Raw genomic sequence first — 24,956 nt, 5'->3', positions numbered from 1 at the left:
CGGAGTCGACGCCCGAGCCGCGTCACCTGGTCACCCGGCACGCAGGCATCGCCGGCCCAGCACGCCGAACCACAGCATGATCGGCAGATGAAGGGCGTATCCCAGCTGCTCCATCGCGACCGACGGTCCCTGCACGCCGGTCGTCCACGGAAGCGCGACCGCGACCAGCCCCGGGAGCGCGACGAGCGCACCGGCCCGGCGAAGCCCCGCGGGCATCGGGACACCGGTCGCGGTGGCGACGGTGGCCGCGACCCACAACAGCCCGGCCAGGTTGACCATCCACTTGGCGGTGAGAAGTACCGCCGCGGCCACGGCGGCGGCCTCGGGAACGGCGGTCAGCCGGGTCACGGCGAGATTGCCGGCGTCGTGGAGCATGCCCGCCAGCCCGGCGGCCGCCAGCAGCCCGCCGGCGAGCACCACCAGATGCGGTCTGGGCGCCTCGGCCGAGCCGGCGGCCATCACCAGCCCCGCGGCGGTCAGCGCCAGCCAGCCCAGCACGTCGAGGGCGAGCTCGGCCAGGTGCAGCCCGGCGTGCTCGCCCACCGCGGCCAGCGCGGCGGCGGGATCGGACGGATTCAGGGTAAGCCCCGATGGCACCACGACGGCCGCACCGGCGACCATGGCGATGAGCGAGCACAGCAGCAGTACACCGGTGAGCCGGTTTCCAGGGGTCGAGTCGGTCATGGACGGTGACGCTAGAACCCTGACGCAGGGACAAGGTCAACACGAGAGGTCGAGATGTGGCGGATCGGACAACTGGCGCGCATGACCGGCGTCTCGGAGCGCACCCTGCGCCACTACCACCACATCGGGCTGCTCATGCCCGCCACGACGGACCGCGCCACCGGCTACCGCCGGTACGGCGTGGCCGAGCTGTCCCGGCTCGAACACATCCGTGCGCTACGACGTCTCGGCCTGTCGCTGCGTCAGATCCCCGACCTGCTGGACGCGCCCGAGGCACAGGTGCGGCAGGCCGTGGCCGAGGTCCTGACGAGCATCCGGCGTGACATCACCGCCCTGGCCACGACCGCGGCTCACGCGGAGGACCATCTCGCGACGCCGATGTCGATCCTGCCGCAACAGACCACGGTGGGCCCGCGCCACCTGCGCGTATGCCACCTTCGCCTCGATCACCCGGCCGAGCTGGCCACCGTCTGCCCGGCACCGCCCGTGACCCTGCTGACCTGGCTGCTCCGGCCCCCGACCGGTGGATTCGCCGCGGCGGTGACCACGGACCGGGGCGGGGAGCGGCTGGTCCTGCCCGCCCGCGCCGTCGTCCGCGCCGTCGTCCCGCCCGCCGGCGTGATCCAGGCCGGGCAGGACCTGTTCGGCTGGCTGGACCGCCACCACATGGACATCGCCGGCCCCAATGTGGAAGAGCACCTCACGGACGACGACGGTGCGCGGGTCACCGTCCTGGAGATCTCCGTACGTCCGCGCCCGCGCGACCCCGCCGGTTGACGGAGGACCGTCGCGTCAGCGTCGATCGTCGGCGAAGGCCGCACGCGGATCGAGGAGCCGACCTCGCGCGTACTCCTCGTCGAAGGCGTCCGGGCCGAGCGCCTCGACGGCGGCGGCGCGGACCTTGGCGAGGTCGGCCGCGTCGTCAGGATCCGGTACCTGGCCGAGCGACGCGAACGCGCTGTCCGCGACCCCGGCCAGCCGCGCCGCCCGCGCGTGATCGCCCTCGGCCGAGGCGTACGCGGCCCCCGCCACGCAGACGTACGGCACGAAGTCGGCCCAGCCGTTGCGGCACACCCGCTCACGGCCCTCGGCGAACAGCTTCCTCGCCACGTCGAGATTGCCCAGGCCCAGCTCGCAGAACGCGAGGTTGTGATATTCGGAGTTGACCGTCTCGGGCCGGCCGAGCGCCTCGTTGAGGGCGATGCTCTCCCGGTACAGATCCCGAGCACGGAGCAGGTCTCCGGACATGCGCGCCACGGCGGCCAGCACGTGCCTCGGCCGTTCCTCGAGGCCGCGGTCATCGGAGCGCAGCGCGACCGCGAGCGCCTCCCGGGCCCGCGCCTCTCCGCCCGGCAGGTCACCGCCGCGGATGGCGACCCGGGCCAGGCTGTACCGGGCCTCCACCTCGCCCGCCGCGTCACCGGCCGCCTGGGCCCGCTCGATCTCGGCCTCGCTCATACGCACCACGGCGTCGCTCTCACCGCGCCGGAAGGCCGAGCGCACGTTCTCACTGAAGTTCATGAATTCTCTTCCTCGATCGGGCTGTCTCGTCCGTCACCGTGCTTCGAACACGGTCCACTTCTCCACGGGGCGGAAACCCATCGACTCGTAGAGCGGCCGGCCCATCGCGCTGGTGTGCAGGTAGGCCGCGTCCGCTCCGGCCGCGACGCCGTCCAGCAGCACGGTCTCGGTGATCGCCCGGCCCAGGCCACGGCTCCGTGCGGCCGGGACGACGGCGATGTTGAACACGCCGACCACACCGGGGGCCCGGATCCCGAGCCCGGTGCCGGTGGGCCGTCCGGACTCCTCGGCCAGATAGCCGGTGATGGGGTCGGCGTCGAGCACGCCACCGCCCATCAGCGAGCCGAAGACGCCCTCGGGAGCTTCGAAGCCCTGGGTGAGAGCCTCGGTGTAGAGGTCGCTCTCGGCCGCACCGACCTGGCGTACCGGCTTTCGCTCCACCGCGCCGGTCCGGAACACGATGTCGCCCGCGGCACAGGCCAGCAGCCACAGATCACTGCGTTCGACCAGCCCGTGCCGGGCCGCGAGGCCGACGATCTCGTCGCCCGCCTCGCCCCGAACCATGATCGACCATGGCGCGCCCTGCCCGCCGACCTCGGTCGCCATCTCGTCGAGCGACTCGCGATCCGGTTCCGGCGCCGTGTCGTAGGCCGCGTTCAACGTCGCGACGCCCGCGCGGGTCACCGCCGCACGGGCGGTGCCCCGCTCGGCGTACCAGCCCATCGGCGTCACCTCGCAGAGCAACTCGATGGCGTCGAAGTACGCCGCCGCCATCCGATCGGCGGTGGTGTCCATGGCTGTCTCCCTCGTGTTCTCCATGGTCAGCGGCGAGCCGCGAGACTCGTGGCCCGGTAAGAGACGGTACCGGGCGCCGCTCAAGCGACCTGCCGGCGCATCCGGTCAAGGACGGGCTCGGAGACCTCGCACCGATCGCCGTCGAAGACGAGGGAGTGGCCGCGGCCGTCGAGGCCGGCCGCGACGACGCCGAGCCCAAGGCCGAGGCCGAGACCCTCGCCATGCTGCGGGACGCCCTCATGATCGGCTGCTTCCTCGGCGACCCCGATGTCACGCGCCGGATGGCCGACCTGCGCTGAGCGGAAGGCGGGCGTCGTCGCACCGCTCACGAGGTCCGAGCCCCTCCTCCACTAACCCTATACAAAAGGTAGGATTAGTAGGCATACTTGCGGCCGTTTGCCTCGTTCTTCAAGGAGCCCCTTATGCGCCGCGTCGTTGCCCTGTTTGGCGTACTCACCCTGATCGGCAGCCTCACCGCCTGCGGGGGAGGTGAGACGAAGGCCGAGAAGGAACAGCTGCGCGTCGGCTACCAGCGGTTCGGCGGGCAGAGCCTGCTCAAGGCCAGGGGACTCGCTCCGAACGCCTCCTGGTCGCTGTTCGAGAGCGGTCCCGCCCTGACCGAGGCGATCAAGGCCGGCGCCGTCGACATCGGCCAGACGGGCGAGGCCCCGCCGATCTTCGCCGCGGCCGGCGGCACCAAATTCAAGATCATCGCAACCTCCGAGCCGGTGCCGAAGGGCGAGGCCGTCCTGGTCAAGGAGAAGAACGGCTTCACCTCCTTCAAGGACCTCAAGGGCAGGAAGGTCGCGCTCAACAAGGGGTCGAACGTCAACTGGCTGCTGGTCAAGCTGCTCGAGGCCAACGACATGAAGATCACCGACATCGAGGTCCAGTACCTCAAACCGGCCGAGGCCCGTCCCGCGTTCGACAACGACCAGGTCGACGCCTGGATCATCTGGGACCCGTACTTCTCCCTCGCCGAGCAGCCGGGCGTGAAGGTCCTCGCCGACGCCACCGGCCTGGCCAACAACCGCGAGTACCTGCTGGTCTCGCCCGAAGCCCTGCGGAACAAGCCCGACCTGGTACGCGAGTATCTGAAGGTCTACCGCGAGGTCACGGACTGGGGCATCGCCAACTCGGAGGAGCGCGTCAAGCTGCTCGCCCCCGAGCTGAAGATCCCCGAGGACGTCGCCCGCCGCGCCCTGGAGCGCAGCGCCCAGCCACTCGCGCAGGTGGACGCCACGATCGGCGACGAGCTCCAGCAGATCGCGGACGGCTTCGCCGACCTCGCGCTCATTCCCGGCAGGGTCGACGTCAAGAGCCTCATCGACCCGAGCTTCTCGGACGTCCTGAAGTGAGGTTCAGGCCACGGCGGCTGATCACGCCGATCGTGCTCGTCGCCGGGTGGGAGGGTGCCGCGCAGGCCGGCGTCCTCTCGCCCGACAAGCTTCCCCCGCCGAGCGAGATCGCGGCGGCGGCCTGGCGGTTGTCCCTGGACGGATCCCTCGGCCTGCACCTGCTGGAATCCGTGGAGCGGGCCGCCCTCGGGCTGCTCATCGGAGGCTCGCTCGCCCTCGTCCTGGGCGCGCTCGCGGGGTTGCTCCGGATCGGGGACGACCTCGTGGACCCGCCGGTCCAGGCGGCCCGGATGCTGCCGCATCTCGGGCTCGTCCCGCTGCTCATCATCTGGGTGGGCATCGGGGAGTCGCTGAAGGTGTCCCTGGTGGCGCTGGGCGCGTTCTTCCCGGTCTATCTCAACACCTACGCCGGCATCCGCGACATCGACGAGAGGCTGGTCGAGGCCGCCCGGACCTGCGGCCTCACCCAGCTCGAGCGGATCCGGCACGTCGTGCTCCCGGGCGCGATGCCGTCCCTGTTCCTCGGCCTGCGACTGGCGTTCGCCGCGGGCTGGCTCAGCCTCGTCGTCGGGGAGCAGGTCAACGGGCAGAGCGGCCTGGGCTTCATGATGATGGAGGCCCGCGACTTCAGCCAGACGGAGATCGTCGTGCTGGGCCTGGTCGTGTACGCGGCCCTCGGCCTGCTGTCCGACCTGGCGTTGCGCACCGCGGAAAGGAGAACGCTGTCATGGCGGCGCGGCCTGCAAGCGTCATAGCCGCCACCGGGATACGCCGGGTGTTCGCCGGCACGACGGTCCTGGACGGCGTCGACCTGCGGATCGAGCGGGGCGAGGTCGTCGCCCTGCTCGGGGAGAGCGGATCGGGCAAGAGCACGCTCCTGCGGATCCTGGCGGGGCTCGACGAGGAGGCGACCGGCGACTTCACGGCCTCCGGGTCGAAGGCCGTCGTGTTCCAGGAGCACCGGCTGCTGCCGTGGAAACGGGTGGCCGACAACGTGGCGCTGGGCGTCCGCGGCCGGGACGCCCAGGAGCGCGCGACGACAGCGCTCGAGGAGGTGGGGCTGGCCGACCGGCGCGGCGCCTGGCCGTCGGAACTGTCCGGCGGGCAGTCCCAGCGTGTGGCGTTCGCCAGGGCACTGGTCCGCGAGCCGGACCTGCTCCTGCTCGACGAACCCTTCGGCGCGCTCGACGCGCTGACCAGGCTGAAGATGCAGGCTCTGTTCGGCAGGCTCCGCGCCAGGCACGGCTTCGCCGCCCTGCTCGTCACCCACGACGTGGAAGAGGCGCTCCTTCTCGCCGACCGGCTCCTCGTCCTGGACAGGGGCCGCATCGCCGAGGAGATCGAGGTCGATCTCGGCCACCCCCGTTCCGTCGACGTACCCGGCTTCAGCGACCTCCGCCGCCGTCTCCTGGCCCTCCTCCACGTCCCGGCCGACCCCGAGGAACCCAGGCGCGCAGCCCTGTCATGCGCGGGGGACGTCGTTCGGAGGCTAGGTGTACTGACCACAGAGGTTGAGTACGGAGGCGGACTGTGACGGCGGGTGGTGCGCCGCCGTGGGGTGTGACCGATGCCGCGCGGGCGCGGATCGACCCGTCACCCTGCCCGCCCAGCCGGTGCTGAGCGGGCGGTGGCCACGACCTCGGATCTCCGAACGGGATCTCGCGGAATCGACGGGCGTCAGGCCATCACCGACTCCCCACCGGGATAGGTGAAGGACGACCGGGGCGAGTAGAAGCCCCACACGACCTGCAGCGGCTCGGCGGGGCGGAGAGCGTAGACGGAGTGGCTCGGCTCCAGGAACTCCAGTGACACGACCTCGAACGGGTCGACCGGTTCCGCCACGAACGGATAGATCCCGCTGAGCCTCCGCCCGCCGACCTCCGTGATGTAACGCAACTGGCCACGGTTGACCGCCGTGCCGGTGTCGCCGACCCGCGCGGTCGCGCGGATCACCGGCACACCGTCCGACTCGGTCGTCGCGACCAGTTCCCCGTCCCCCACCTCGATCGTGGTACGGCCCGCGGTCGCGGGCACACCTCGGGCGGCCGCGTACTCGCGCACCACCGCACTGGAGTTGAAGTAGTGCGTCCACCAGCGGCCGGGGGTCACACCGTCGGGAGCGTAGGCGTCCTCCAGGTCCGGCCCGATATAGGTGAGCGAGTACGCGCCGAAGCCCGAAGTCTGCTCGGGCCGGTCGACGACGTACTGGTTCATGAAGACCTGGCGGTTGGCCATGGGCTTCAGACCGTCGGGCACCAGGGCCGCGACGGCTTCCGGATCAGCCGGCACCCAGCCGAAGTAGATCATCCGACTGTTGACGACAAGCTGGGGAGCCACGAGTTCGGGCACGGCTTCTCCCTTGTATCGGCGGTATCTATCCGGAACATATGTCACGTTCCAACGGAGGACAATGACCTTGATTTCCCGGAAACCCAGGGGGTTCGCACACTCGATACCGGCACCAACGACCACACCCGCGTCGGCGGAGGGCTCCATCGAGAACGCCTCCCCCGGTCAGTACCGCGCCACGTCACCCTCCGGTATCGCGAACCACACCTTGGCCGCCCGCCGGCCGTACCGGCCGAGGCTCGACGTGACCCCGGCCCACCACCGTGGCACCCAGCAGGCGGTCGTGAAGGAACAGCCCTGCTAGGACGGCCACTTCCCCGGGCCGCACTCTGTTCGGGGGCACGTGATCCCCGGCTCGCTCCAGGAGTCCGGCACCCATGCGGGGTGCGAAGCCGACGCCGATCAAGTATCCGGCCGTCCCCGCGACGGCGCTGAGGACCGTGGCGACGATCAGGTAATCGGCCAGGATCGCGATCGGCCTGCGCCACATCATCCCGGCCTGGGACGCGGCAGGCTCGTCCCCCGTGATGGGCCGCACCGCCCGGGACGCGGCGAACACCAGCGCCGCGGTCACCAGGAGGCACAGCTGGGTGATTCCCCAGGCGTCGGCCACCGCTCCGAACCAACCGGCGCTGAACAGCGGGATCGTCTCGCGGCACATGCCTCGCTCACTGTGCAGCGAGGCGAGAGGCCCGACGGCCGCGTTCAGGACGAGGAGTCCCGCCACCCGCCGGCCCACGGTCGCGGGATCCCCGCGGACGAGACACGCGAGAAATCCGAGGAGGACCACCAGAGCCGGAACCGCCCACCCCGTCGTGATCTCCATGACCGCTTCGAGGTCACCACGGAGCGGGGCGAGCGGTGACAGCGTCGATCCGCTGCTGAACTGGCACACGTACCCGTAGATCTGGGTGGTCTCCCCATGGAGCTGGGCGTACTCCTCAAGGCTGAGTCGCTCGCGCCACAGTTCCCACGTCGGGAAGGCCGTGACAGCTGCGGCCGCCACCCACGCCGACAGCGCTGACCGCGGCAAACGGGAAACCCGCGACACCATGATCCTTCCGCCCCGGGAGCGAAACCCCAGCGGTACTCCGGTGAAGCGCTCCAGATCCTGGCCACCACGGCGATGAGTCGCGAAGTCATCCGGTAGGCGGTGTCAACGCCCGCGATCTTCAGTCTTCGCCGGGACGGACGAACCCGCTCTCGTACGCGAAGGCGATGACCTGTGAGCGGTCGCGCAGCTCCAGCTTGTCCAGCACCCTGCCCAGACGCGTCTTCACGGTGGTCTCCCCGAGATGGAGCCTGGCGGCGATCTCCGAGTTCGACAACCCCCGGCCGACGAGGGCGAACACCTCGGCCTCCCGGCCGGTGAGCCGGTGCCGCTGGGACGCCGGCTTCTCGTGCGTCATCCGCTACGACTTCATGCGCTTCGCACCCACCGTGGAGGTGCGGCCCGCGGAGGTGCGACTCCGACCGATCGGCCGCCTGCGGATGGCCCATTCGGCCACGGCGAGGTTGATCACCCAGCCGGCGGCCACGAGCAGCGCCCTGGGGAACTCACCGGGTGTCCCGAGAATCAGGAACCAGGGCAGGTGGGTCAGCGCCTGCGTACCCGCGCCCAGGCCGATCGCATAACCACGAATCATCCAGGCGCGGTGCCGGGCGATGTCCCGCCGCCGGATCGCGGCGAAGGCGAGAACGATGGACAGGACCATGGCCGAGCCGAACACCAGCCGGATGCCGGCGAGGAGATCACCGTCACCCTCAGGTCGGGGGTAGAACAGGGTCATCCACAGGCCAGAAAGCGCCGCGACGACGCCGCAGAGGACCAGGACCCGCCCGGCGACGCGGTGCCAGCCCGGCCTCCGGCGACGGAAACGGGGAGCGAACTGGAAAGCTCCCAGGATGGTGTACACGCTGACACTGAGGATGTGCAGCACCACGGGCAGGGGTGCCGCGAAGAACCGTGCGTTTCCCGGCGTGATCTCCGTGCCGGCCGTCAGCTCGGTCAGGCGGGCGGCTCCGGCGATCATCGGAACGGCGCCGAGCAGGATCAGCGCGGCGGGCAGGAGCCAACCCGACCCGGCGGAGGGGGTCGTGGCGACTTCGGCACGGGCACGGACGGTGAAAGTCTCCGCTGTCTTCCGCTCATCCGCCGGCCGGCCGCTTCGCGGCGGCTGCGAGGACAGGAGGTGGCCTGTCGGGCTCTCATCGGTCATGGTCCGATCGTGACAACCGGGACGGCGGCGGTTCATCGGGAGAACGGCCTGACCCGAACCGGCCGATCGTCCACTGACAAGGCATACTTTCGGCCGGAGTCCCGCGAGGCCGTGGAGTGGCTCTCCTCAATCCCCACGTCAGCACCGCTGAAGGTGAATGGGAAGCCTGGTATCTCGCGCCACAGCTACCCGGCGCCAACCGTTACAGGTCCTTCTGGGACCTCGCGATGGACGAGCTGCAAAGGCGATACCCGAGTTGATGTCCCATTCGTCGTTGAGCTTCGCCGTCTCGGGCCCTTCGTGGCGGTGGTCATGCGCGTGGGCGGTCGCCGACCGCGACCGGCCGAAGAGCCGCGGCGCGGCCCGCTACCGCCCGACGCGCTGCAGACGGGCTGCAGATGGGCTGCTTTGCCCCTGTGGTGAAGGTCGTCGCCGAAAACGGCTCCGGCCCAAGACCGACACCGGACACACCGGGCGATCAAGGGCCAGGATCTAGCCGAATCCGCAGGTCTACGCCTCGCCGGAGGTCAGGCCGACCGGGCAGCTGACCCCGGTCCCCCCGATCCCGCAGTAACCGCCCGGGTTCTTGTACAAGTACTGCTGGTGATACTCCTCGGCGAAGTAGTACTCCCCCGCCGGGGCGATCTCGGTGGTGATGGGGTCGTAGCCCGACTCGGTGAGCACCTTCTGGTAGGCGTCACGCGAGGTGAGGGCCGACTTCTCCTGCTCGGGCGAGTGGAAGTAGATCGCCGAGCGGTACTGCGTGCCGACGTCGTTGCCCTGGCGCATGCCCTGGGTGGGGTTGTGGGCCTCCCAGAAGACGCGCAGCAGCTCCTCGTACGACACCTTGGCAGGGTCGAAGACGACGCGGACGAGCTCGGTGTGGCCGGTCTGGCCGGTGCAGACCTCCTCGTAGGTCGGGTTCTGGGTGTAGCCACCCGCGTAGCCGACCGAGGTGGTGATCACTCCCGGTGTCTGCCAGAAGATGCGCTCGGCGCCCCAGAAACAGCCGAGGCCGAAGTCGGCGATCTCGCTTCCCTCGGGGTAGGGCGGAGCGAGCGGGGCGTCGAGGACCGCGTGGCGGCCGGGTGCCGTGATCCGCGTGGGGCGGCCCGGGAGCGCGTTCTCCGGGGACACCATCGTCGTCTTGTCCTTGCCGAACAACCAGCCCATTGTGAACCTCCTCCTGACACGTTCTCACCAGGAGGCAACCACGCGCGACCTTCCCGTGTTCCCGTAAGCCCCGCTTAACAGAGCAGAAAGCACTACTAAATTGTATTAAACCTAGTAAGGAGCGAGGATAGGCGTCATGCCTGAAACGCGCCGTGGAGTCCTGTACGGCATCGCCGCCTACAGCATGTGGGGCCTGTTCCCGCTGTACTGGCCGCTCCTGAAGCCCTCGGCCGCCCTGGAGATCCTGGCGCACCGCATCGCGTGGTCCCTGGTCGCCGTCGTCGCCATCCTGGCGGTACGGCGCCACTGGTCCTGGTTCCGCGAGCTCCTGCGCACTCCAGGGAAGCTCGGCCTCCTCGTCCTGGCAGCGGTGATCATCACGGTCAACTGGGGCGTCTACATCTACGCCGTCAACAGCGGGCACGTGGTCGAGGGCGCGCTCGGTTACTTCATCAACCCGCTGGTCAGCGTGCTCTTCGGGGTGTTCCTGCTGAAGGAGCGGCTGCGGCGGTGGCAGTGGGTCGCGGTGGGGCTGGGCACGGCGGCGGTGGTCATCCTGACCGTCGACTACGGGCGTCCGCCGTGGATCGCGCTGGTGCTGGCCGTCAGCTTCGGCACGTACGGGCTGGTCAAGAAGACCGCGGGGGTGGGCGCGGCGGAGAGCATGACGGTCGAGACGCTGGTGCTGCTGCTGCCCGCGCTGGGCTACCTGGCGTACCTGGGACAGCAGGGGACGAGCACGTTCGGCAACGCGGGGGCGGGCCACGCGCTCCTGCTGGCCGGGGCGGGCGTGGTCACCGCCGTCCCGCTGCTCTGCTTCACCGCCTCCGCGATCCGGGTGCCACTCACCACGATCGGCCTGCTGCAGTACATCGCCCCGCTGCTGCAGTTCCTGTGCGGCGTGTTCGTCATAGGGGAGGTCATGCCGCCCAGTCGCTGGCTGGGGTTCGGTGTCATCTGGCTGGCGTTGTCGGTCTTCACCTGGGACAGCCTCCGGACGGCCGCTCAGGCCCGCCGGACGGCTCCCGACTCCGTTCCCGTACAAGAACCCGCGTAAGACCCCATAGCGCCACATGGTGGCGCCAGGGGCCGTGGAGGGCCGCGTCAAGGCGACCGGGTCGGTCAGGAGCCGCGGACGGCGAGGACCAGCGGGGTGAGGTCCGGGTCGACGCCGGCCTGCTCCAGGGCCGCGGCCAGCGAGCGCTCGTAGGTGGGCGTGGCCCCGGCCAGCCGGGCCCGGCCCTCGTCGGTGATCACCGAGTAGACGCCGCGGCGGTCGTCCGAGCAGAGGTCGCGCCGGGTCATCCCGGCCTCCTCGAGGCGGGCGACGAGGCGGGTCACCGAGCTCTGGTTGAGCCCCACGGCCTCGGCGAGTTCCTGCATGCGCATGCAGCCGGCGGGAGCGGTGGCGAGCCGTCCCAGCGCGCGGTACTCCGACAGCCCGAGGCCGTGTCCGCGCTGGAGGGCCTTGGTCAACTCCGCCTCCACGCGCGCGTGCAAGAGGGCGAAACGATCCCACGACATGGTGATTCCTCCTGGAGTGTTCTATCGGCAGGAGTCTACATGCACATACAATATTTGCTTTTACATGCAATAAACATCATGGAAGACATACGAAAAACCCGGTCAGACCGGGTGGGTGAGCCGGATGATCATGCCTGCGGTGGCCGGCCGGAACGCTTCACGACGTGGTCGCACGACTCCAGGCTAACGGGGCCGGCCGGACCACTGCACGAGGTGGTCGCACACCGCCTGGCGGGCGATGGCCGGCCGGACAACCCACGAATGATCACACGGCACCGAGAAGACGGTGCCGGGCAGGCGGTGGTCAGCCGGAACGCTCCACCACGTAGTCGCACAGTGCCAGATAGGCGGAGCGGGCCGGGATGTCGGGAAGGCTCATCAGATCCTGGCGGGCGCGGTCGGCCCAGGCGAGCAGCTCGGCGCGGGCACGTCCCATGGCGGGGTCGGCGCGGAGCAGACCCAAGGTCTCCTCGATGTCCTCCTCCGCCACCGGACCGGCCAGCAGCTCGCGCAGGCGGGCGCTCTCGGGGGCGTCCGAGGCGAGGACGTAGAGCACCGGCAGGGTCCGGACGCCCTCGCGCAGGTCGGTTCCGGGGGTCTTGCCCGACTCGATCGTCTCCGAGGCGACGTCCAGCAGGTCGTCGCCGAGCTGCCACGCCACCCCGATCGCCTCGCAGGCCCGGGTCAGCCGCTCGACCACCTCGGGCGAGGCGCCGCTGAGCATGGCGCCGAACCGGCCGGAGGTGGCGATCAGCGAACCGGTCTTGTCGGCCAGCACCCCGATGTAGTGGGCCACCGGATCGTCGCCGGGGCGGGGGCCGACGGTCTCGCGGATCTGGCCGCGCACCAGGCGGGAGAACGTCTGGGCCTGGATCCTGATGACGTCGGCACCGAGGTCCGCGAGGATCTCCGACGCCTGGGCGAACAGGTAGTCGCCGGTCAGGATGGCCACGGTGTTGTCCCAGCGGGCGTTCGCCGACGGGGAGCCCCGGCGGACCGGGGCCTCGTCCATCACGTCGTCGTGGTAGAGCGTCGCCAGGTGGGTCAGCTCGATCACCACGGCCCCGGGCACCACACCCGCGGCCTGCGGCGAGCCGAACTGGGCGGCGAGCAGGGCCAGCATGGCCCGGAACCTCTTGCCGCCGGCCTCGATGAGGTGCTTGGACGCCTCCGTGACGAAGGCGTCCTCGCTCTGCACCGAGGACCGCAGCAGCTTCTCGACCTCTGCCAGTCCGGTCGCGACGTCCTGCGCCAGCCGCTCGTCGACGAACGGAAGATCAACAACCGGTGGCGCAGCCATGAAACGTTACTCCTCTAGCGAATGAACAGCGCGGACGCAGCCTGATCCGCGAGATCGAGCACCGGCTGCGGGAAGACCCCGAGCACTACCGTAGCCGCTGCCGCGAGGGTGACCACAGCCGAGGTGCCCACCGTGGGTGCCGCGATGGACGGCCCGTCGGCGGCGGGCTCGCTGAAGAACATCAGCACGATGACGCGGACGTAGAAGAACGCCGCGATCGCCGAGCTGACCACACCCACGACGACGAGCGGCAGGGCGTCCCCGGCGACCGCCGCCGAGAAGACGGCGTACTTGCCGAAGAAGCCGCTCGTGAGCGGGATGCCGGCGAAGGCGAGCAGGAAGAAGGCGAAGATGCCCGCCAGGACCGGGGAACGCTTGCCCAGGCCGGCCCACCGGGACAGGTGCCCGGCCTCGCCACCCGCGTCGCGCACCATGGTGACGACCGCGAAGGCGCCGACCGTGGTGAAGCCGTACGCGGCCAGGTAGAACAGGATGGCCGACAGGGCCTGGGCGTTCTGCTCGGCGGCGCCGACCGCGACGATGCCGGTGAGCAGGAAGCCCGCGTGCGCGATCGAGGAGTAGGCGAGCATCCGCTTGATCTCGGTCTGGGTGATGGCCAGGACCGCGCCGACGATCATCGTCAGGATCGCGACGCCCCACATGACCGGCTTCCAGTTCCACTCAAGACCGCCCAGAGCCACCCAGAAGACCCTCATAACGGCTCCGAAGGCCGCGACGAGCACGGTGGAGGCCATCAGGGCGGTGACCGCGGTGGGCGCGCCCTGGTAGACGTCAGGCTTCCACGCCTGGAACGGCGCGGCTCCGATCTTGAAGAGCAGGCCGATGCCGAGCATCGCGGTGCCGATCAGCAGCAGGGTCTCCTGGCCGCTGACCGTGCTGAGCGAGTCGCTGATGGCCCGCAGGTCCACCGACCCGGCGTAGCCGTAGATCAGGGCCATCCCGTACAGGAAGAAGGCCGAGGAGAACGCGCCGAGCAGGAAGTACTTGACCGAGGCCTCCTGCGAGAGCAGGCGGCGACGGCGGGCCAGGCCACAGAGCAGGTACAGCGGCAGGGACATGACCTCGAGGCCGACGAACATGATCAGCAGGTCGTTGGCGGAGGCGAAGAGCAGCATGCCGCCGACGGAGAACAGCAGCAGCGGGTAGACCTCGGTCTGGGCGTACCCGCTGAGGATCGCCTCCTCCTCGTCGGGGCTTCCCGGCACCGCCGCCGCCTGCGCGACGAACTGCTCCTCGTCATTGATCAGGAGCGTGCTGACCAGGGCCAGCACGAGGATGATGCCCCAGATGAACAGGGAGGGACCGTCCACCGCGACCGAGCCCATCGCCGCCGGGGCGTCCGGCAGACCGTTGACGGCGTTGAGCACGGTCATCAGGAACGCGCCGACCAGGGCCAGCAGCGTGAGCGGCATGTGAATCGACTTGCGCAGGTAGCGGGGCGCGAACGCCTCGATCAGCACGCCGATGATGGCCGCGCCGAACACGAGCAGCATCGGCGACAGCAGCGCGTACTCGATCGTCGGGGGTTGGATGATGGCGTCGTTCACTGCCCGGCCCCCTTCTGGTCCGCCACGGCGGGTTTGGGCTGTTCGATGTTGATACTGCTGAGCGTCTTGTCCACCGCGGGGTTGATCACGTCAAGCACCGGCTTGGGATAGAAGCCCAGCACGAGGAGCACCGCGACCAGCGGGGCCACCACGAAGATCTCACGCAGGTTGAGGTCGGGCAGGCCGAGCACCGGCTTCTTCGGGGAGTCGGGCAGGGCCTGCGCCGCCTCCTCGGGGGAACCGGGCACGGCGTACGCCGGCTCCTTCGGGGCGCCGGTCATCATGCGCTGGTACATCCACAGGATGTAGACGGCCGCCAGGACGACACCGCTGGTCGCGATGATCGCCGGGACCGGGTAGCGCTGGTAGGTGCCGAGCAGGACCATGAACTCGCTGACGAACGTGGACAGACCCGGCAGGGAGAGCCCGGACAGGCCGGCGATCAGGAAGGTGCCCGCCAGCAGCGGGGCGACCTTCTGCACGCCTCCGTAGTCGGCGATCTGGCTGGAACCCCGGCGGTAGATCAGGAAGCCGGCGATCAGGAACAGCGCGCCGGTCGAGAAGCCGTGGTTGACCATGTAGAGGGTGGCGCCCGCGCCCGCGTTCGCGGTCATCGCGAAGACGCCCAGCGCGATGAAGCCGAAGTGCGAGATCGAGGTGTAGGCGATCAGGCGCTTCATGTCGGTCTGGCCGATGGCCACGATCGCGCCGTAGACGATGCCCACGACCGCCAGCACGATCACCAGCGGGGTGAAGAACTTCGACGCCTCGGGGAACAGCTCCAGGCAGAAGCGGAGCATCCCGTACGTGCCGACCTTGTCCAGCACGCCCACCAGCAGCACCGCGGCGCCGGCCGGGGCCTGCGCGGCGGCGTCGGGCAGCCAGGTGTGGAACGGCCACAGCGGCGCCTTGACCGCGAACGCGATGAAGAAGCCCGCGAAGAGCCACTTCTGCGTGGTCGGGTCCTGGACGGCCGCGATCAGCTCGGGGAACATGAAGGTGTTCTTCCCGGCGACCACGTAGAGCGCGATCACCGCGACCAGCATGAGCAGGCCGCCGAAGAGCGAGTACAGCAGGAACTTCACGGCCGCGTAGGACCGCTGCGCCCCGCCGTACGACCCGATCATGAAGTACATCGGGATGAGCATGGCTTCGAAGAAGACGTAGAACAGGAAGACGTCGGTCGCCGCGAAGACGCCGATCATCATCGCTTCCAGCACCAGCAGCAGCGCGAAGTAGGTCTTCACCGACCGCTTGGGCGGGGCCGCGGCCCCGGAGCCGTCGGCGTCGTGCCAGGAGGCGAGGATCACGATCGGCACGAGGATCGCCGACAGCGCGATCAGCACCAGGGCGATGCCGTCGACGCCGACGCCGTAGTGGACGCCGAAGCGCGGGATCCACTCGTAGACCTCGGCGAACTGGAAGCGCGTCCCGGAGGCCGGGTCGAACTGCGCCGCCAGGACGCCGGTCAACGCCAGCACGACCAGCGAGACCACCAGGGCCAGCTGCTTGGCGAGCTTGTCACTCTTGACAAGGGAGACACCCACCGCGCCCAGAACGGGCACGGCCATCAGGGTCGAGAGCCAGGGCATCACATGTTCCCTACGTAGAGCAGCGCGCCAACGACCACGGCGGCACCGAAGAGGATGGACAACGCGTAGGACCGCACGTAGCCGGTCTGGATGCGGCGCAGCCGCCCGGAGGTCCCGCCGATCCCCGCCGCCAGGCCGTTGACCAGGCCGTCGATGCCGCGGTTGTCGAAGAACACCGCGATGCGGGCCAGCCACTGGCCGGGGCGCATGAACAGCGCCTCGTTCAGCGCGTCGCCGTACAGGTCACGGCGGGCGAAGGTGGTGACGAACGAGCCGCGCGGGGCGACCCGGGGCACCTCGGCGGCACCGTAGCGGAACCAGGCGAAGACGACGCCGACGGCGACCAGCGCGAGCGTGGCCAGGCCGGGGACGCTGAAGGGGTGGAACTCGGGGAGCTTCGCGGGCGCGCCGACCGCCGGGGCGAGGAACCTCATGAGCCGGTTGTCCAGGACCATGAATGCGCCCAGGAAGATCGAGCCGATCGCCAGCAGGATCAGCGGCACGGTCATCACCGAGGGCGACTCGTGCGGGTGCGCGTCGTCGGCCCAGCGCTTCTTGCCGAAGAAGGTCATGAAGACCATCCGCGACATGTAGAAGCCGGTGATGCCCGCGCCCAGGACCGCGAGCCAGCCCAGGATCGCGTTGTGGTGCATGGCCGTCTCGATGATGCCGTCCTTGGTGAAGTAACCGGACAGCAGCGGGAAGCCGATGATCGCGAGGTAGCCGACGATGAAGGTGACCGCGGTGACCTTCATCACCGAGAACAGCCCGCCGTACTTGCGCATGTCGACCTCGTCGTTCATGGCGTGCATGACCGAGCCCGCCCCGAGGAACATGTTGGCCTTGAAGAAGCCGTGCCCGATGAGGTGCGCGATGGCGAACGCGTAGCCGACCGGGCCGAGGCCCGCGCCGAGCATCATGTAGCCGATCTGCGACATCGTCGAGCCCGCGAGGCCCTTCTTGATGTCGTCCTTGGCGCAACCGATGATCGCACCGGCGAGCAGCGTGGCCACACCGACGATCGTCACGACCAGCTGCGCGGTGGGGGCGGCCTCGAAGAACGCGCCCGAGCGGACGACCAGGTAGACGCCCGCGGTGACCATGGTCGCCGCGTGGATGAGGGCCGAGACCGGGGTCGGGCCCTCCATCGCGTCCAGCAGCCACGACTGCAGCGGCAGCTGGGCCGACTTGCCGCAGGCGCCCAGGAGCAGCAGCAGGCCGATCGCGGTGATCGTGCCCTGCGAGGCGCCGCCGGACTGGAGCGCCCCGTCGACGGTCGCGCCGGACAGCTCGCCGAAGGCGACCGTGCCGAACGTCGTGAAGATCGTGAAGATCGCGATCAGCAGGCCGAAGTCGCCGACGCGGTTGACGATGAAGGCCTTCTTCGCCGCGGCCGCCGCCGAGGGCTTGAACTGCCAGAACCCGATGAGCAGGTACGAGGCCAGGCCCACGCCCTCCCAGCCGATGAACAGGGCGACGTAGTTGTCGGCCAGCACCAGCAGGAGCATCGCCGCGACGAACAGGTTCAGGTAGGCGAAGAACCGGCGCCGGTCGACGTCGTGCGACATGTAGCCGATCGAGTAGATGTGGATCAGCGATCCCACACCGGTGATCAGCAGGGCGAAGCTGATCGACAGCGGGTCGATCAGCAGCCCCATGTCGGCGACGCCGGGGATGAACTGGTAGAGCGGGACACCCTGGCGGCGCTGGGCCTCGGGCAGGCCGAGAATCTCGACGAAGGCGGCGACCGCCACCACGAAGGCGCCCAGGGACATCGCGACGCCGAGGAGGTGACCCCAGCGGTCGGAGCGACGCCCGGCCAGCAGCAGGACCGCGGCGCCGAGCAGCGGGAGTGCGATCATGAGCCAGGAGACTCCGATCACGCCCCCGGAATGCTGGATGATCTCAGCGGGTTCCACGGCCACCTCTTAGTACTTCAGCAGGTTGGCGTCGTCCACCGACGCGGACCTGCGGGTTCGGAAGATCATCACGATGATGGCGAGGCCGATCACGACCTCGGCCGCGGCCACCACCATCACGAAGAACGCGATGATCTGGCCGTCCAGGTTGCCCTGCTGCCTGGCGAAGGTGACGAACGCGAGGTTGCAGGCGTTGAGCATGAGCTCCACGCACATGAACACCACGATCGCGTTGCGCCGCACCAGCACACCGACGGCGCCGATCGCGAACAGCAGCGCGGAGAGCACCAGGTAGTGAGTGGTCACTTGCCGTCCTCCTGCTGGAGTGCCGCGTCCCTCACATGGACGGGCTCGTCGTCCTGGTCGGAGTCACGGCCCTGCGCCGCCTCCTTCTCCAGGACCTGCTTGATGAGCGCCGCCTTCGCCGGGTCGGTCGGCGCGAAGCCGTCCTCGATCTCGTGCCGGGCGAGCACCCGGTTGATGGACTTCTCCGCGACCGTGCCGTCGGGCAGCAGGGCCGGCATGTCGATCGCGTTGTGCAGCGCGTAGGTGCCGGGCCCCGGCAGCGGCGAGGGCTGCGGGCCGGTGAAGCGGGCGCGGGCCAGGTCGCGCTGGGTGGCCTTGGGCCGGACGCGCTCGCGGTGCGCCAGCACCATCGCGCCGAGCGCGGCGGTGATCAGCAGCGCCGAGGTGACCTCGAAGGCGAAGACGTACCTGGTGAAGATGAGCTGCGCCAGCGAGGGCACGTTGCCGCCCGCCCCCTCCACGGCCGTGGCGAGGCCGGTGGGCGGGGCGTAGACGGCGTTGCCGACGCCCAGGGCGAGCAGCGCCGCGAAGGACATGCCCGCGACGAACGCCCACAGACGCTGTCCCCTGATCGTCTCGACCAGCGAGTCGGCGGAGTCGACGCCGACGAGCATCAGGACGAACAGGAAGAGCATCATGACCGCGCCGGTGTAGACGATGATCTGCACCGCGGCGAGGAAGGGGGCGTCCTGGACCGCGTACAGCACGGCCAGCGACAGCATGACGACGCCCAGCATCAGCGCCGAGTAGACCGCCTTGCGGCTGAAGACGAGCCCGAAGGCCGCCCCCACCGAGACGACCGCCAGAACCCAGAACGTGATGGTCTCACCCATTGTTGCGTCCCAGCCGGTAGTAGTCCTCTTCGGTCTCGCCGAGACGCATGGGGTGCGGCGGGACCTCCATGCCGGGGCCGAGCGGCGCGAGCAGCATCTCCTTGGTGTAGATGAGGCTCTCACGGCTGCTGTCGGCGAGGTCGTACTCGTTGGTCATCGTGAGCGCCCGTGTCGGGCAGGCCTCGATGCACAGGCCGCACAGGATGCACCGCAGATAGTTGATCTGGTAGGTGCGCCCGTAGCGCTCACCCGGCGAGAACCGCTCCTCGTCGGTGTTGTCCGCACCCTCGACGAAGATCGCGTCGGCCGGGCAGGCCCAGGCGCACAGCTCGCAGCCGACGCACTTCTCCAGGCCGTCGGGCCAGCGGTTGAGCTGGTGCCGGCCGTGGAAGCGCGGGGCCGTGGGCCGCTGTTCCTCGGGGTAGTTGACCGTCTCGACCTTCTTGAACATCGTGTGGAAGGTCACGCCGAATCCCTTGATGGGATTCAGCCAATCAGTTGCTCCCACTGGGAACCTCCTTGCGCGCTACACCGTGGTAGTGCGGCAGGTCGAGCGGCGGCACCGGGAAGCCACCGGCGGACGGCTCGGCTTGGAGTTGCTCGAACTCGGCCTGGACCTGGGCGGCCCTGGCCTCCTTGCGCCTCTGCAGCACGCTGTCGAAACGCCACCAGATCCCGAAGCAGCCGACCAGCACGGCCGCGAGCACGATGAACACGACCGACTGGTCGACGTTGTCCAGCCGCAGGGCCTTGACCGTGGCGACGAGCATGATCCAGGCCAGGTTGACCGGGATGAGGATCTTCCAGCCGAGGGCCATCAGCTGGTCGTACCTGACACGCGGCAGCGAGGCGCGGCACCAGACGAAGAAGGAGAAGACCAGCACCATCTTGAGGAAGAACCACAGCAGCGGCCACCAGCCGGTGTTGGCCCCGTCCCACATGGAGATCGGCCACGGGGCCCGCCAGCCGCCCATGAACAGGGTGATGGAGACCGCGGAGACCACGAAGACGTTGACGTACTCGGCGAGCATGATGACCGCGAACTTCAACGAGTTGGAGTATTCGGTCTGGAAGCCGCCGACCAGCTCGCCCTCGCCCTCGGGCAGGTCGAAGGGGACCCGGTTGGTCTCGCCCAGCATCGTGATGATGTAGATCAGGAAGGACGGGATCAGCAGGATCATGTACCAGGAGGGCAGCGGGATCTCCAGGCCGCCCAGCGTGAGCACCCCGCCGTTGGCCTGCGCCGCGACGATCTCCGAGGTGGAGAGGGTCCCGGCGAACAGGAAGACGCCGACGAACGACAGGCCCATCGCGATCTCGTACGAGACCACCTGGGCGCTGGCCCGCAGGCCGCCGAGCACCGAGTAGGGGGAGCGCGAGCCCCAGCCGGCCAGCACGATGCCGTACACGCCGATCGAGGCCATCGCGAGCACCAGCAGCACCGCGACCGGCAGGTCGGTGAGCTGCAGCGGCGTCTGCACCCCGAACATCGAGACCATCGGGCCCATCGGGATGACGGAGAAGGCGAGGAAGGCCGGGACCGCCAGGACGACCGGGGCGATGAAGTAGATCACCTTGTCGACGGTCCGGGGCATCAGGTCTTCCTTCAGCCCCATCTTGAGACCGTCGGCCACCGACTGGAGCAACCCGAACTTGCCCGCCCGGTTGGGGCCGTACCGGTTCTGCATGCGGGAGATGAGCTTGCGCTCGAACCACACACCGAACAGCACGCCCAGCATCAGGACGATGAAGATGACGGCGGCCTTGATGATGCTGATCCAGAGCGGGTCCTTGCCGAAGTCGGCGAGGCTCGGATCGGCCGCTAGAAGAGTCCGGGCGTTCATTACCGCTCCTCGTTGGCTTCGCCGGCGGCGCGTGCCTCGCCGGCCGTCGTGCCGGTGGCACGCTCGTCGGACCCGGTGTCAGTGGCCGCGCCGATGCCCGCGACGGTGCTCGCCGAACCCGGCGTGACCGGGCTCGCGGCTGCGGGCGCGACGGAGGCGCCCCCGTTGGACGCGGCGTTCCCGGAGGAGGCGCCGATCGCGACCACGTCACCGGCGACGGCGCGCAGGTCCCGGGTGACCGAGCGGCCCGCGGAGTTGGCCGGCAGCCACACCACCCGGTCGGGCAGGTCCGCGATCCGCACGGGCAGGCTCAGCGAGCCGCGCTCGCTGCTGACGACGATCTCGCCGCCGTCGACCAGGCCCGACTCGGCCGCGGTGGACTCCGACACCAGCGCCTCGGCCCGGCGGGCGGTGCCCGCCAGGTACGGCTCTCCGGCCTGCATGCGGCCGTCGTCGAGCAGCAGGTGCCAGCTGGCCAGCACGGCCTCCCCCGCCTTCGGCCCGGCGGCGGCCCGGCCGGCCGCGTCGGGGGCGGCGGCCCTGGGGCCGCGCCACGCGCCGATCGAGCTGAGCTCGCGGCGGGCGGCGGCGGGGTCGGGCAGGCCGAGGTGCACGTCCATCGCGTCGGCGATCGCGGAGACGACCCGCAGGTCGCTCATGATCCCCGGAACCGGGAGCGCCTCGGCGAAGGTGCGCCCGCGTCCCTCCCAGTCGACGAAGGTGCCCGACTTCTCGGCCACCACGGCGACGGGGAGCACCACGTCGGCGCGGTCGGTGACCGCGCTGGCGCGCTGCTCCAGGCTCACGATGAACGGGGTGTTCTCCAGAGCGAGCAGCGCGGCCTGCGGCGCCGGCAGGTCGTAGGGGTCGACACCGGCGATGACGAGGGCGTCGAGCTCGCCGTCGAGCGCCGCCGCCAGCATGGCGGTGGTGTCGCGGCCCTCGCCCTCGGGCAGGGAGGCGACGTCCCACGCCCTGGCCACCTCGGCGCGGGCGGTCTCGTCGCCGACCGGGCGGCCGATCGGCAGCAGGTTCGGCAGCGCCCCGGCCTCGACGGCCCCGCGCTCACCGGCGCGGCGCGGGATCCAGGCCAGGCGGGCGCCGGTGGAGCCGGCGAGCCGCAGCAGCGCCGACAGCGCGCCCGGCACGGTGGCGAGCCGCTCACCGGCCAGGATGATCGCGCCCGGCTGCCTGATCGCCTCGGCGGCGATCGCGTCCACGCCGGCCAGGTCCTCCAGGACGGCGGTCTCCGAGCCCGGCACCGCCGGGATCAGGGTGCCGCCCATCTTGGCGAGCCCGGGGCCGGCGAACGGCGCGACCGAGAAGACCTTCAGGCCCTTCTTGCGCGCCGCCTTGCGCAGGCGCAGGAAGACGATCGGCGACTCCTCGTCGGGCTCGAAGCCCGCCAGGAGCACCGCGGGCGCCTTCTCCAGGTCGGCGTAGCGGACCTCGATGCCCTTGCCGGCGACGGCGTGCGCCAGGAACCGCGCCTCCTCCTCGGAGTGCGGCCTGGCACGGAAGTCGATGTCGTTGGTGCCGAGAGCGATCCGGGCGAACTTCGCGTACCCGTACGCCTCCTCGACGGTGAGGCGACCGCCGACCAGCACGCCGGCGCGCCCGCGCGCGGCGGACAGGCCCTTGGCGGCCGCGGCGAACGCCTCGGGCCAGGAGGCCGGGACCAGGCGCCCCTCCTCGTCACGGACGAGGGGGGTCTTCAGCCGGTCGGGCTGGGTCGCGTAGGTGAAGGCCCAGCGACCCTTGTCGCAGTTCCACTCCTCGTTGACCTCGGGGTCGTCCCCGGCCAGGCGGCGGGTGACCTTGCCGCGCCGGTGGTCGGTGCGCAGGGAGCAGCCACTCGCGCAGTGCTCGCAGGCGCTGGGTGTGGAGACCAGGTCGAACGGGCGGGCCTGGAAGCGGTACGCGGCACCGGTGAGCGCGCCCACCGGGCAGATCTGCACGGTGTTGCCGGAGAAGTAGGACTCGAACGGGCGGCCGTCGGCGGTGGCGACCTGCTCCTTGGCCCCGCGCTCGAAGAAGTCGATGAGCGGGTCGCCGGCGATCTCGTCGGAGAAGCGGATGCAGCGCGCGCACTGGACGCAGCGCTCGCGGTCGAGCAGCACCTCGGAGGAGAGCGCGACCGGCTTGTCGAAGGTCCGCTTCTTCTCCACGAAGCGGCTCTCGCCCTGGCCGTTGGACATGGCCTGGTTCTGCAGCGGGCACTCGCCGCCCTTGTCGCAGACCGGGCAGTCGAGCGGGTGGTTCAGGAGCAGCAGCTCCATCACGCCGCGCTGCGCCTTCTCGGCGACCGGGGAGGTGAGCTGGGTCTGGACGACCATGCCCTCGGCGACCTCGATCGCGCAGGAGGGCTGCGGCTTGGGGAAGCCGCGGCCGTTGCCGGCGTCGGGGATGTCCACCAGGCACTGGCGGCAGTTGGCGGCCGGTTCCAGCAGCGGGTGGTCGCAGAACCGGGGGATCTGGATGCCGAGCAGCTCGGCCGCCCGGATGATCAGGGTGCCCTTCGGGACGCTCACCTGGAAGCCGTCGATGGTGACGGTGACCAGGTTCACCGGCACCTGCTGCGCCGGGGTGGTGGCTTCGACGGTCATGGCGTCTCCTCCGTCGGCCTCATGACCGAGACGGTGCTGTGCTTGCCGGTTGCCGGGGTCCGCGCGCTCACTGGGCACCCCACACCGTGGACGGGGCGTGATCGAACGGGCAGCCGCCGATCTCGAAGTGCTTGAGGTATTCGTCGCGGAAGTATTTCACCGACGAGTGGATGGGGCTGGTGGCCCCGTCGCCCAGGGCGCAGAAGGAGCGCCCCAGGATGTTGTCGGCGATGTCGGTGATCGTGGTCAGGTCCTCTTCGGTGCCCTGACCCTTCTCCAGCCGCTTGAGCACCTGCTTGAGCCAGTAGGTGCCCTCCCGGCAGGGGGTGCACTTGCCGCACGACTCGTGCGCGTAGAACTCGGTCCAGCGGAGCACGGCGCGCACCACGCAGGTGGTCTCGTCGAAGATCTGCAGGGCCCGGGTGCCGAGCATCGAGCCCTTCGCGCCGACGGACTCGAAGTCCAGCGGGACGTCGAGGTGCTCGTCGGTGAAGATCGGGGTGCTCGACCCGCCGGGGGTCCAGAACTTGAGCCGGTGGCCCTCGCGGATGCCGCCGGACATCTCCAGCAGCTCGCGCAGCGTGATGCCGAGCGGAGCCTCGTACTGACCGGGCGTGGTCACGTGGCCGCTCAGCGAGAAGATGCCGAAGCCCTTGGACTTCTCCGTGCCCATCCCGGCGAACCAGTCGGCGCCGTTGGCGATGATGGAGGGAACACTCGCGACCGACTCGACGTTGTTCACCACTGTCGGCGAGGCGTACAGGCCCGCCACGGCGGGGAAGGGGGGCTTGAGCCGAGGTTGGCCGCGATAGCCCTCCAGCGAGTCGAGCAGCGCCGTCTCCTCGCCACAGATGTAGGCGCCCGCCCCGCTGTGCACGACCAGCTCGAGGTCGAAACCGGAGCCGAACAGGTCGGTGCCGAGATAGCCCTTGGCGTACGCCTCGGCCACGGCCGCCTGCAGGCGGCGCACGACGTGCACGACCTCGCCGCGCACGTAGATGAAGGCGTGGTTGGCCCGGATCGCGTACGCGGTGATGATGACGCCCTCGACCAGCGAGTGCGGGTTGGCCATCATCAGCGGGATGTCCTTGCACGTGCCGGGCTCGGACTCGTCGGCGTTGACCACCAGGTAGTGCGGCTTGCCGTCACCCTGGGGGATGAAGCCCCACTTCATGCCGGTGGGGAAGCCCGCGCCGCCTCGGCCGCGCAGTCCGGAGTCCTTGACGGCCTGGATGACGGCGTCGGGGTCCATGCCCAGCGCCTTCTCGGCCGCCGAGTAGTCGCCGTAGCCCTCCAGGGTGAAGGAGTTGGGCTGGTCCCAGTTCGCGGTCAGAACCGGGGTGAGAGTGGTCACTTCGTCTCCTC

25 protein-coding genes are annotated in these 24,956 nt (G+C 69.9%); 6 read left to right on the top strand and 19 right to left on the bottom strand.

What is annotated here, in order from left to right:
* Positions 1-30: 30 nt before the first annotated feature.
* Positions 31-684, bottom strand: coding sequence for a hypothetical protein (locus tag ACTOQ3_RS14725; RefSeq protein WP_440083925.1), 654 nt, complete (start codon positions 682-684; stop codon positions 31-33).
* Between the two features lie 54 nt (positions 685-738).
* On the opposite strand from ACTOQ3_RS14725, the gene ACTOQ3_RS14720 reads away from it, so the two are divergent.
* Positions 739-1,461, top strand: coding sequence for a MerR family transcriptional regulator (locus tag ACTOQ3_RS14720; RefSeq protein WP_440083924.1), 723 nt, complete (start codon positions 739-741; stop codon positions 1,459-1,461).
* 15 nt (positions 1,462-1,476) lie between these two features.
* Here the strand turns inward: ACTOQ3_RS14720 and ACTOQ3_RS14715 are convergent, their stop codons facing one another.
* The gene (locus ACTOQ3_RS14715; RefSeq protein ID WP_440083923.1) at positions 1,477-2,205 is read right to left on the bottom strand and encodes a hypothetical protein; all 729 of its coding nucleotides are present in this window, start codon (positions 2,203-2,205) and stop codon (positions 1,477-1,479) included.
* A 33-nt stretch (positions 2,206-2,238) separates the two neighbouring features.
* Positions 2,239-3,000, bottom strand: coding sequence for a GNAT family N-acetyltransferase (locus ACTOQ3_RS14710; RefSeq protein ID WP_440083922.1), 762 nt, complete (start codon positions 2,998-3,000; stop codon positions 2,239-2,241).
* 155 nt (positions 3,001-3,155) lie between these two features.
* Here ACTOQ3_RS14710 and ACTOQ3_RS14705 point away from each other — a divergent pair, with 155 nt between their 5' ends.
* From ACTOQ3_RS14705 to ACTOQ3_RS14690, 4 genes are all read left to right on the top strand, one after another.
* Entirely contained in the window at positions 3,156-3,299 is a 144-nt protein-coding gene (locus ACTOQ3_RS14705) for a hypothetical protein (protein WP_440083921.1), read from the top strand.
* Between the two features lie 123 nt (positions 3,300-3,422).
* The gene (locus ACTOQ3_RS14700) at positions 3,423-4,358 is read left to right on the top strand and encodes an aliphatic sulfonate ABC transporter substrate-binding protein (protein ID WP_440083920.1); all 936 of its coding nucleotides are present in this window, start codon (positions 3,423-3,425) and stop codon (positions 4,356-4,358) included.
* The gene (locus ACTOQ3_RS14695) at positions 4,355-5,113 is read left to right on the top strand and encodes an ABC transporter permease (protein ID WP_440083919.1); all 759 of its coding nucleotides are present in this window, start codon (positions 4,355-4,357) and stop codon (positions 5,111-5,113) included. Before ACTOQ3_RS14700 ends, ACTOQ3_RS14695 begins: the two co-directional genes overlap by 4 nt.
* Positions 5,086-5,892 (top strand): ABC transporter ATP-binding protein, encoded by an 807-nt coding sequence (locus tag ACTOQ3_RS14690; protein ID WP_440083918.1) that lies wholly within the window; start codon positions 5,086-5,088, stop codon positions 5,890-5,892. Before ACTOQ3_RS14695 ends, ACTOQ3_RS14690 begins: the two co-directional genes overlap by 28 nt.
* A 143-nt stretch (positions 5,893-6,035) precedes the next feature.
* Here the strand turns inward: ACTOQ3_RS14690 and ACTOQ3_RS14685 are convergent, their stop codons facing one another.
* The 5 genes from ACTOQ3_RS14685 to msrA form a co-directional block, all read right to left on the bottom strand.
* Positions 6,036-6,707 (bottom strand): hypothetical protein, encoded by a 672-nt coding sequence (locus tag ACTOQ3_RS14685; RefSeq protein ID WP_440083917.1) that lies wholly within the window; start codon positions 6,705-6,707, stop codon positions 6,036-6,038.
* A 181-nt stretch (positions 6,708-6,888) separates the two neighbouring features.
* Positions 6,889-7,740 (bottom strand): hypothetical protein, encoded by an 852-nt coding sequence (locus tag ACTOQ3_RS14680; RefSeq protein WP_440083916.1) that lies wholly within the window; start codon positions 7,738-7,740, stop codon positions 6,889-6,891.
* A gap of 139 nt (positions 7,741-7,879) precedes the next feature.
* On the bottom strand, positions 7,880-8,116 hold the full coding sequence (locus ACTOQ3_RS14675) for a response regulator transcription factor (RefSeq protein WP_440083915.1): 237 nt from the start codon (positions 8,114-8,116) through the stop codon (positions 7,880-7,882).
* A 3-nt stretch (positions 8,117-8,119) separates the two neighbouring features.
* Positions 8,120-8,926, bottom strand: coding sequence for a DUF2306 domain-containing protein (locus ACTOQ3_RS14670; RefSeq protein WP_440083914.1), 807 nt, complete (start codon positions 8,924-8,926; stop codon positions 8,120-8,122).
* Between the two features lie 510 nt (positions 8,927-9,436).
* On the bottom strand, positions 9,437-10,099 hold the full coding sequence (msrA, locus tag ACTOQ3_RS14665; RefSeq protein ID WP_440083913.1) for a peptide-methionine (S)-S-oxide reductase MsrA: 663 nt from the start codon (positions 10,097-10,099) through the stop codon (positions 9,437-9,439).
* Between the two features lie 136 nt (positions 10,100-10,235).
* Here msrA and rarD point away from each other — a divergent pair, with 136 nt between their 5' ends.
* Positions 10,236-11,156, top strand: coding sequence for an EamA family transporter RarD (gene rarD / locus ACTOQ3_RS14660; RefSeq protein WP_440083912.1), 921 nt, complete (start codon positions 10,236-10,238; stop codon positions 11,154-11,156).
* Positions 11,157-11,221: 65 nt separating this feature from the next.
* Here the strand turns inward: rarD and ACTOQ3_RS14655 are convergent, their stop codons facing one another.
* From ACTOQ3_RS14655 to nuoF, 11 genes are all read right to left on the bottom strand, one after another.
* The gene (locus ACTOQ3_RS14655; protein WP_440083911.1) at positions 11,222-11,623 is read right to left on the bottom strand and encodes a MarR family winged helix-turn-helix transcriptional regulator; all 402 of its coding nucleotides are present in this window, start codon (positions 11,621-11,623) and stop codon (positions 11,222-11,224) included.
* Between the two features lie 304 nt (positions 11,624-11,927).
* Positions 11,928-12,923, bottom strand: a complete 996-nt coding sequence (locus tag ACTOQ3_RS14650; protein WP_440083910.1) for a polyprenyl synthetase family protein — start codon at positions 12,921-12,923, stop codon at positions 11,928-11,930.
* A 14-nt stretch (positions 12,924-12,937) separates the two neighbouring features.
* A complete protein-coding gene (nuoN, locus tag ACTOQ3_RS14645; RefSeq protein WP_440083909.1) occupies positions 12,938-14,491 on the bottom strand; it encodes an NADH-quinone oxidoreductase subunit NuoN in 1,554 nt (517 codons plus the stop codon).
* The gene (locus ACTOQ3_RS14640; RefSeq protein WP_440083908.1) at positions 14,488-16,083 is read right to left on the bottom strand and encodes an NADH-quinone oxidoreductase subunit M; all 1,596 of its coding nucleotides are present in this window, start codon (positions 16,081-16,083) and stop codon (positions 14,488-14,490) included. Before ACTOQ3_RS14640 ends, nuoN begins: the two co-directional genes overlap by 4 nt.
* On the bottom strand, positions 16,083-17,945 hold the full coding sequence (nuoL, locus tag ACTOQ3_RS14635; protein WP_440083992.1) for an NADH-quinone oxidoreductase subunit L: 1,863 nt from the start codon (positions 17,943-17,945) through the stop codon (positions 16,083-16,085). The genes ACTOQ3_RS14640 and nuoL overlap by 1 nt, the downstream gene beginning before the upstream one ends.
* A gap of 66 nt (positions 17,946-18,011) precedes the next feature.
* Positions 18,012-18,308, bottom strand: a complete 297-nt coding sequence (gene nuoK / locus ACTOQ3_RS14630; protein WP_329089089.1) for an NADH-quinone oxidoreductase subunit NuoK — start codon at positions 18,306-18,308, stop codon at positions 18,012-18,014.
* Positions 18,305-19,141: an NADH-quinone oxidoreductase subunit J gene (locus ACTOQ3_RS14625; RefSeq protein WP_440083907.1), complete on the bottom strand. Its 837-nt coding sequence runs from the start codon at positions 19,139-19,141 to the stop codon at positions 18,305-18,307. The genes nuoK and ACTOQ3_RS14625 overlap by 4 nt, the downstream gene beginning before the upstream one ends.
* The gene (nuoI, locus tag ACTOQ3_RS14620; protein ID WP_344747308.1) at positions 19,134-19,649 is read right to left on the bottom strand and encodes an NADH-quinone oxidoreductase subunit NuoI; all 516 of its coding nucleotides are present in this window, start codon (positions 19,647-19,649) and stop codon (positions 19,134-19,136) included. The genes ACTOQ3_RS14625 and nuoI overlap by 8 nt, the downstream gene beginning before the upstream one ends.
* On the bottom strand, positions 19,636-20,985 hold the full coding sequence (gene nuoH / locus ACTOQ3_RS14615) for an NADH-quinone oxidoreductase subunit NuoH (RefSeq protein ID WP_440083906.1): 1,350 nt from the start codon (positions 20,983-20,985) through the stop codon (positions 19,636-19,638). The genes nuoI and nuoH overlap by 14 nt, the downstream gene beginning before the upstream one ends.
* On the bottom strand, positions 20,985-23,591 hold the full coding sequence (locus ACTOQ3_RS14610) for an NADH-quinone oxidoreductase subunit G (protein WP_440083905.1): 2,607 nt from the start codon (positions 23,589-23,591) through the stop codon (positions 20,985-20,987). Before ACTOQ3_RS14610 ends, nuoH begins: the two co-directional genes overlap by 1 nt.
* A gap of 67 nt (positions 23,592-23,658) precedes the next feature.
* Entirely contained in the window at positions 23,659-24,945 is a 1,287-nt protein-coding gene (gene nuoF, locus ACTOQ3_RS14605; protein ID WP_440083904.1) for an NADH-quinone oxidoreductase subunit NuoF, read from the bottom strand.
* Positions 24,946-24,956: the final 11 nt, after the last annotated feature.

Source organism: Streptosporangium sp. LJ11 (genome assembly GCF_051918945.1).
GTDB lineage: Bacteria > Actinomycetota > Actinomycetes > Streptosporangiales > Streptosporangiaceae > Streptosporangium.
The sequence above is the reverse complement of the archived record's forward strand: the minus strand, read 5'-3'. Positions and strand labels throughout refer to the sequence as shown.

Bases quoted from the DNA above. Each gene is read 5' to 3' on its own strand.
- ACTOQ3_RS14725 (WP_440083925.1), bottom strand. From the start codon at position 684: ATGACCGACTCGACCCCTGGAAACCGGCTCACCGGTGTACTGCTGCTG.
- ACTOQ3_RS14720 (WP_440083924.1), top strand. From the start codon at position 739: ATGTGGCGGATCGGACAACTGGCGCGCATGACCGGCGTCTCGGAGCGC.
- ACTOQ3_RS14715 (WP_440083923.1), bottom strand. From the start codon at position 2,205: ATGAACTTCAGTGAGAACGTGCGCTCGGCCTTCCGGCGCGGTGAGAGC.
- ACTOQ3_RS14710 (WP_440083922.1), bottom strand. From the start codon at position 3,000: ATGGACACCACCGCCGATCGGATGGCGGCGGCGTACTTCGACGCCATC.
- ACTOQ3_RS14700 (WP_440083920.1), top strand. From the start codon at position 3,423: ATGCGCCGCGTCGTTGCCCTGTTTGGCGTACTCACCCTGATCGGCAGC.
- ACTOQ3_RS14690 (WP_440083918.1), top strand. From the start codon at position 5,086: ATGGCGGCGCGGCCTGCAAGCGTCATAGCCGCCACCGGGATACGCCGG.
- ACTOQ3_RS14675 (WP_440083915.1), bottom strand. From the start codon at position 8,116: ATGACGCACGAGAAGCCGGCGTCCCAGCGGCACCGGCTCACCGGCCGG.
- ACTOQ3_RS14670 (WP_440083914.1), bottom strand. From the start codon at position 8,926: ATGACCGATGAGAGCCCGACAGGCCACCTCCTGTCCTCGCAGCCGCCG.
- msrA (WP_440083913.1), bottom strand. From the start codon at position 10,099: ATGGGCTGGTTGTTCGGCAAGGACAAGACGACGATGGTGTCCCCGGAG.
- rarD (WP_440083912.1), top strand. From the start codon at position 10,236: ATGCCTGAAACGCGCCGTGGAGTCCTGTACGGCATCGCCGCCTACAGC.
- ACTOQ3_RS14655 (WP_440083911.1), bottom strand. From the start codon at position 11,623: ATGTCGTGGGATCGTTTCGCCCTCTTGCACGCGCGCGTGGAGGCGGAG.
- ACTOQ3_RS14650 (WP_440083910.1), bottom strand. From the start codon at position 12,923: ATGGCTGCGCCACCGGTTGTTGATCTTCCGTTCGTCGACGAGCGGCTG.
- ACTOQ3_RS14640 (WP_440083908.1), bottom strand. From the start codon at position 16,083: ATGCCCTGGCTCTCGACCCTGATGGCCGTGCCCGTTCTGGGCGCGGTG.
- nuoL (WP_440083992.1), bottom strand. From the start codon at position 17,945: ATGATCGCACTCCCGCTGCTCGGCGCCGCGGTCCTGCTGCTGGCCGGG.
- ACTOQ3_RS14625 (WP_440083907.1), bottom strand. From the start codon at position 19,141: ATGGGTGAGACCATCACGTTCTGGGTTCTGGCGGTCGTCTCGGTGGGG.
- nuoH (WP_440083906.1), bottom strand. From the start codon at position 20,985: ATGAACGCCCGGACTCTTCTAGCGGCCGATCCGAGCCTCGCCGACTTC.
- ACTOQ3_RS14610 (WP_440083905.1), bottom strand. From the start codon at position 23,591: ATGACCGTCGAAGCCACCACCCCGGCGCAGCAGGTGCCGGTGAACCTG.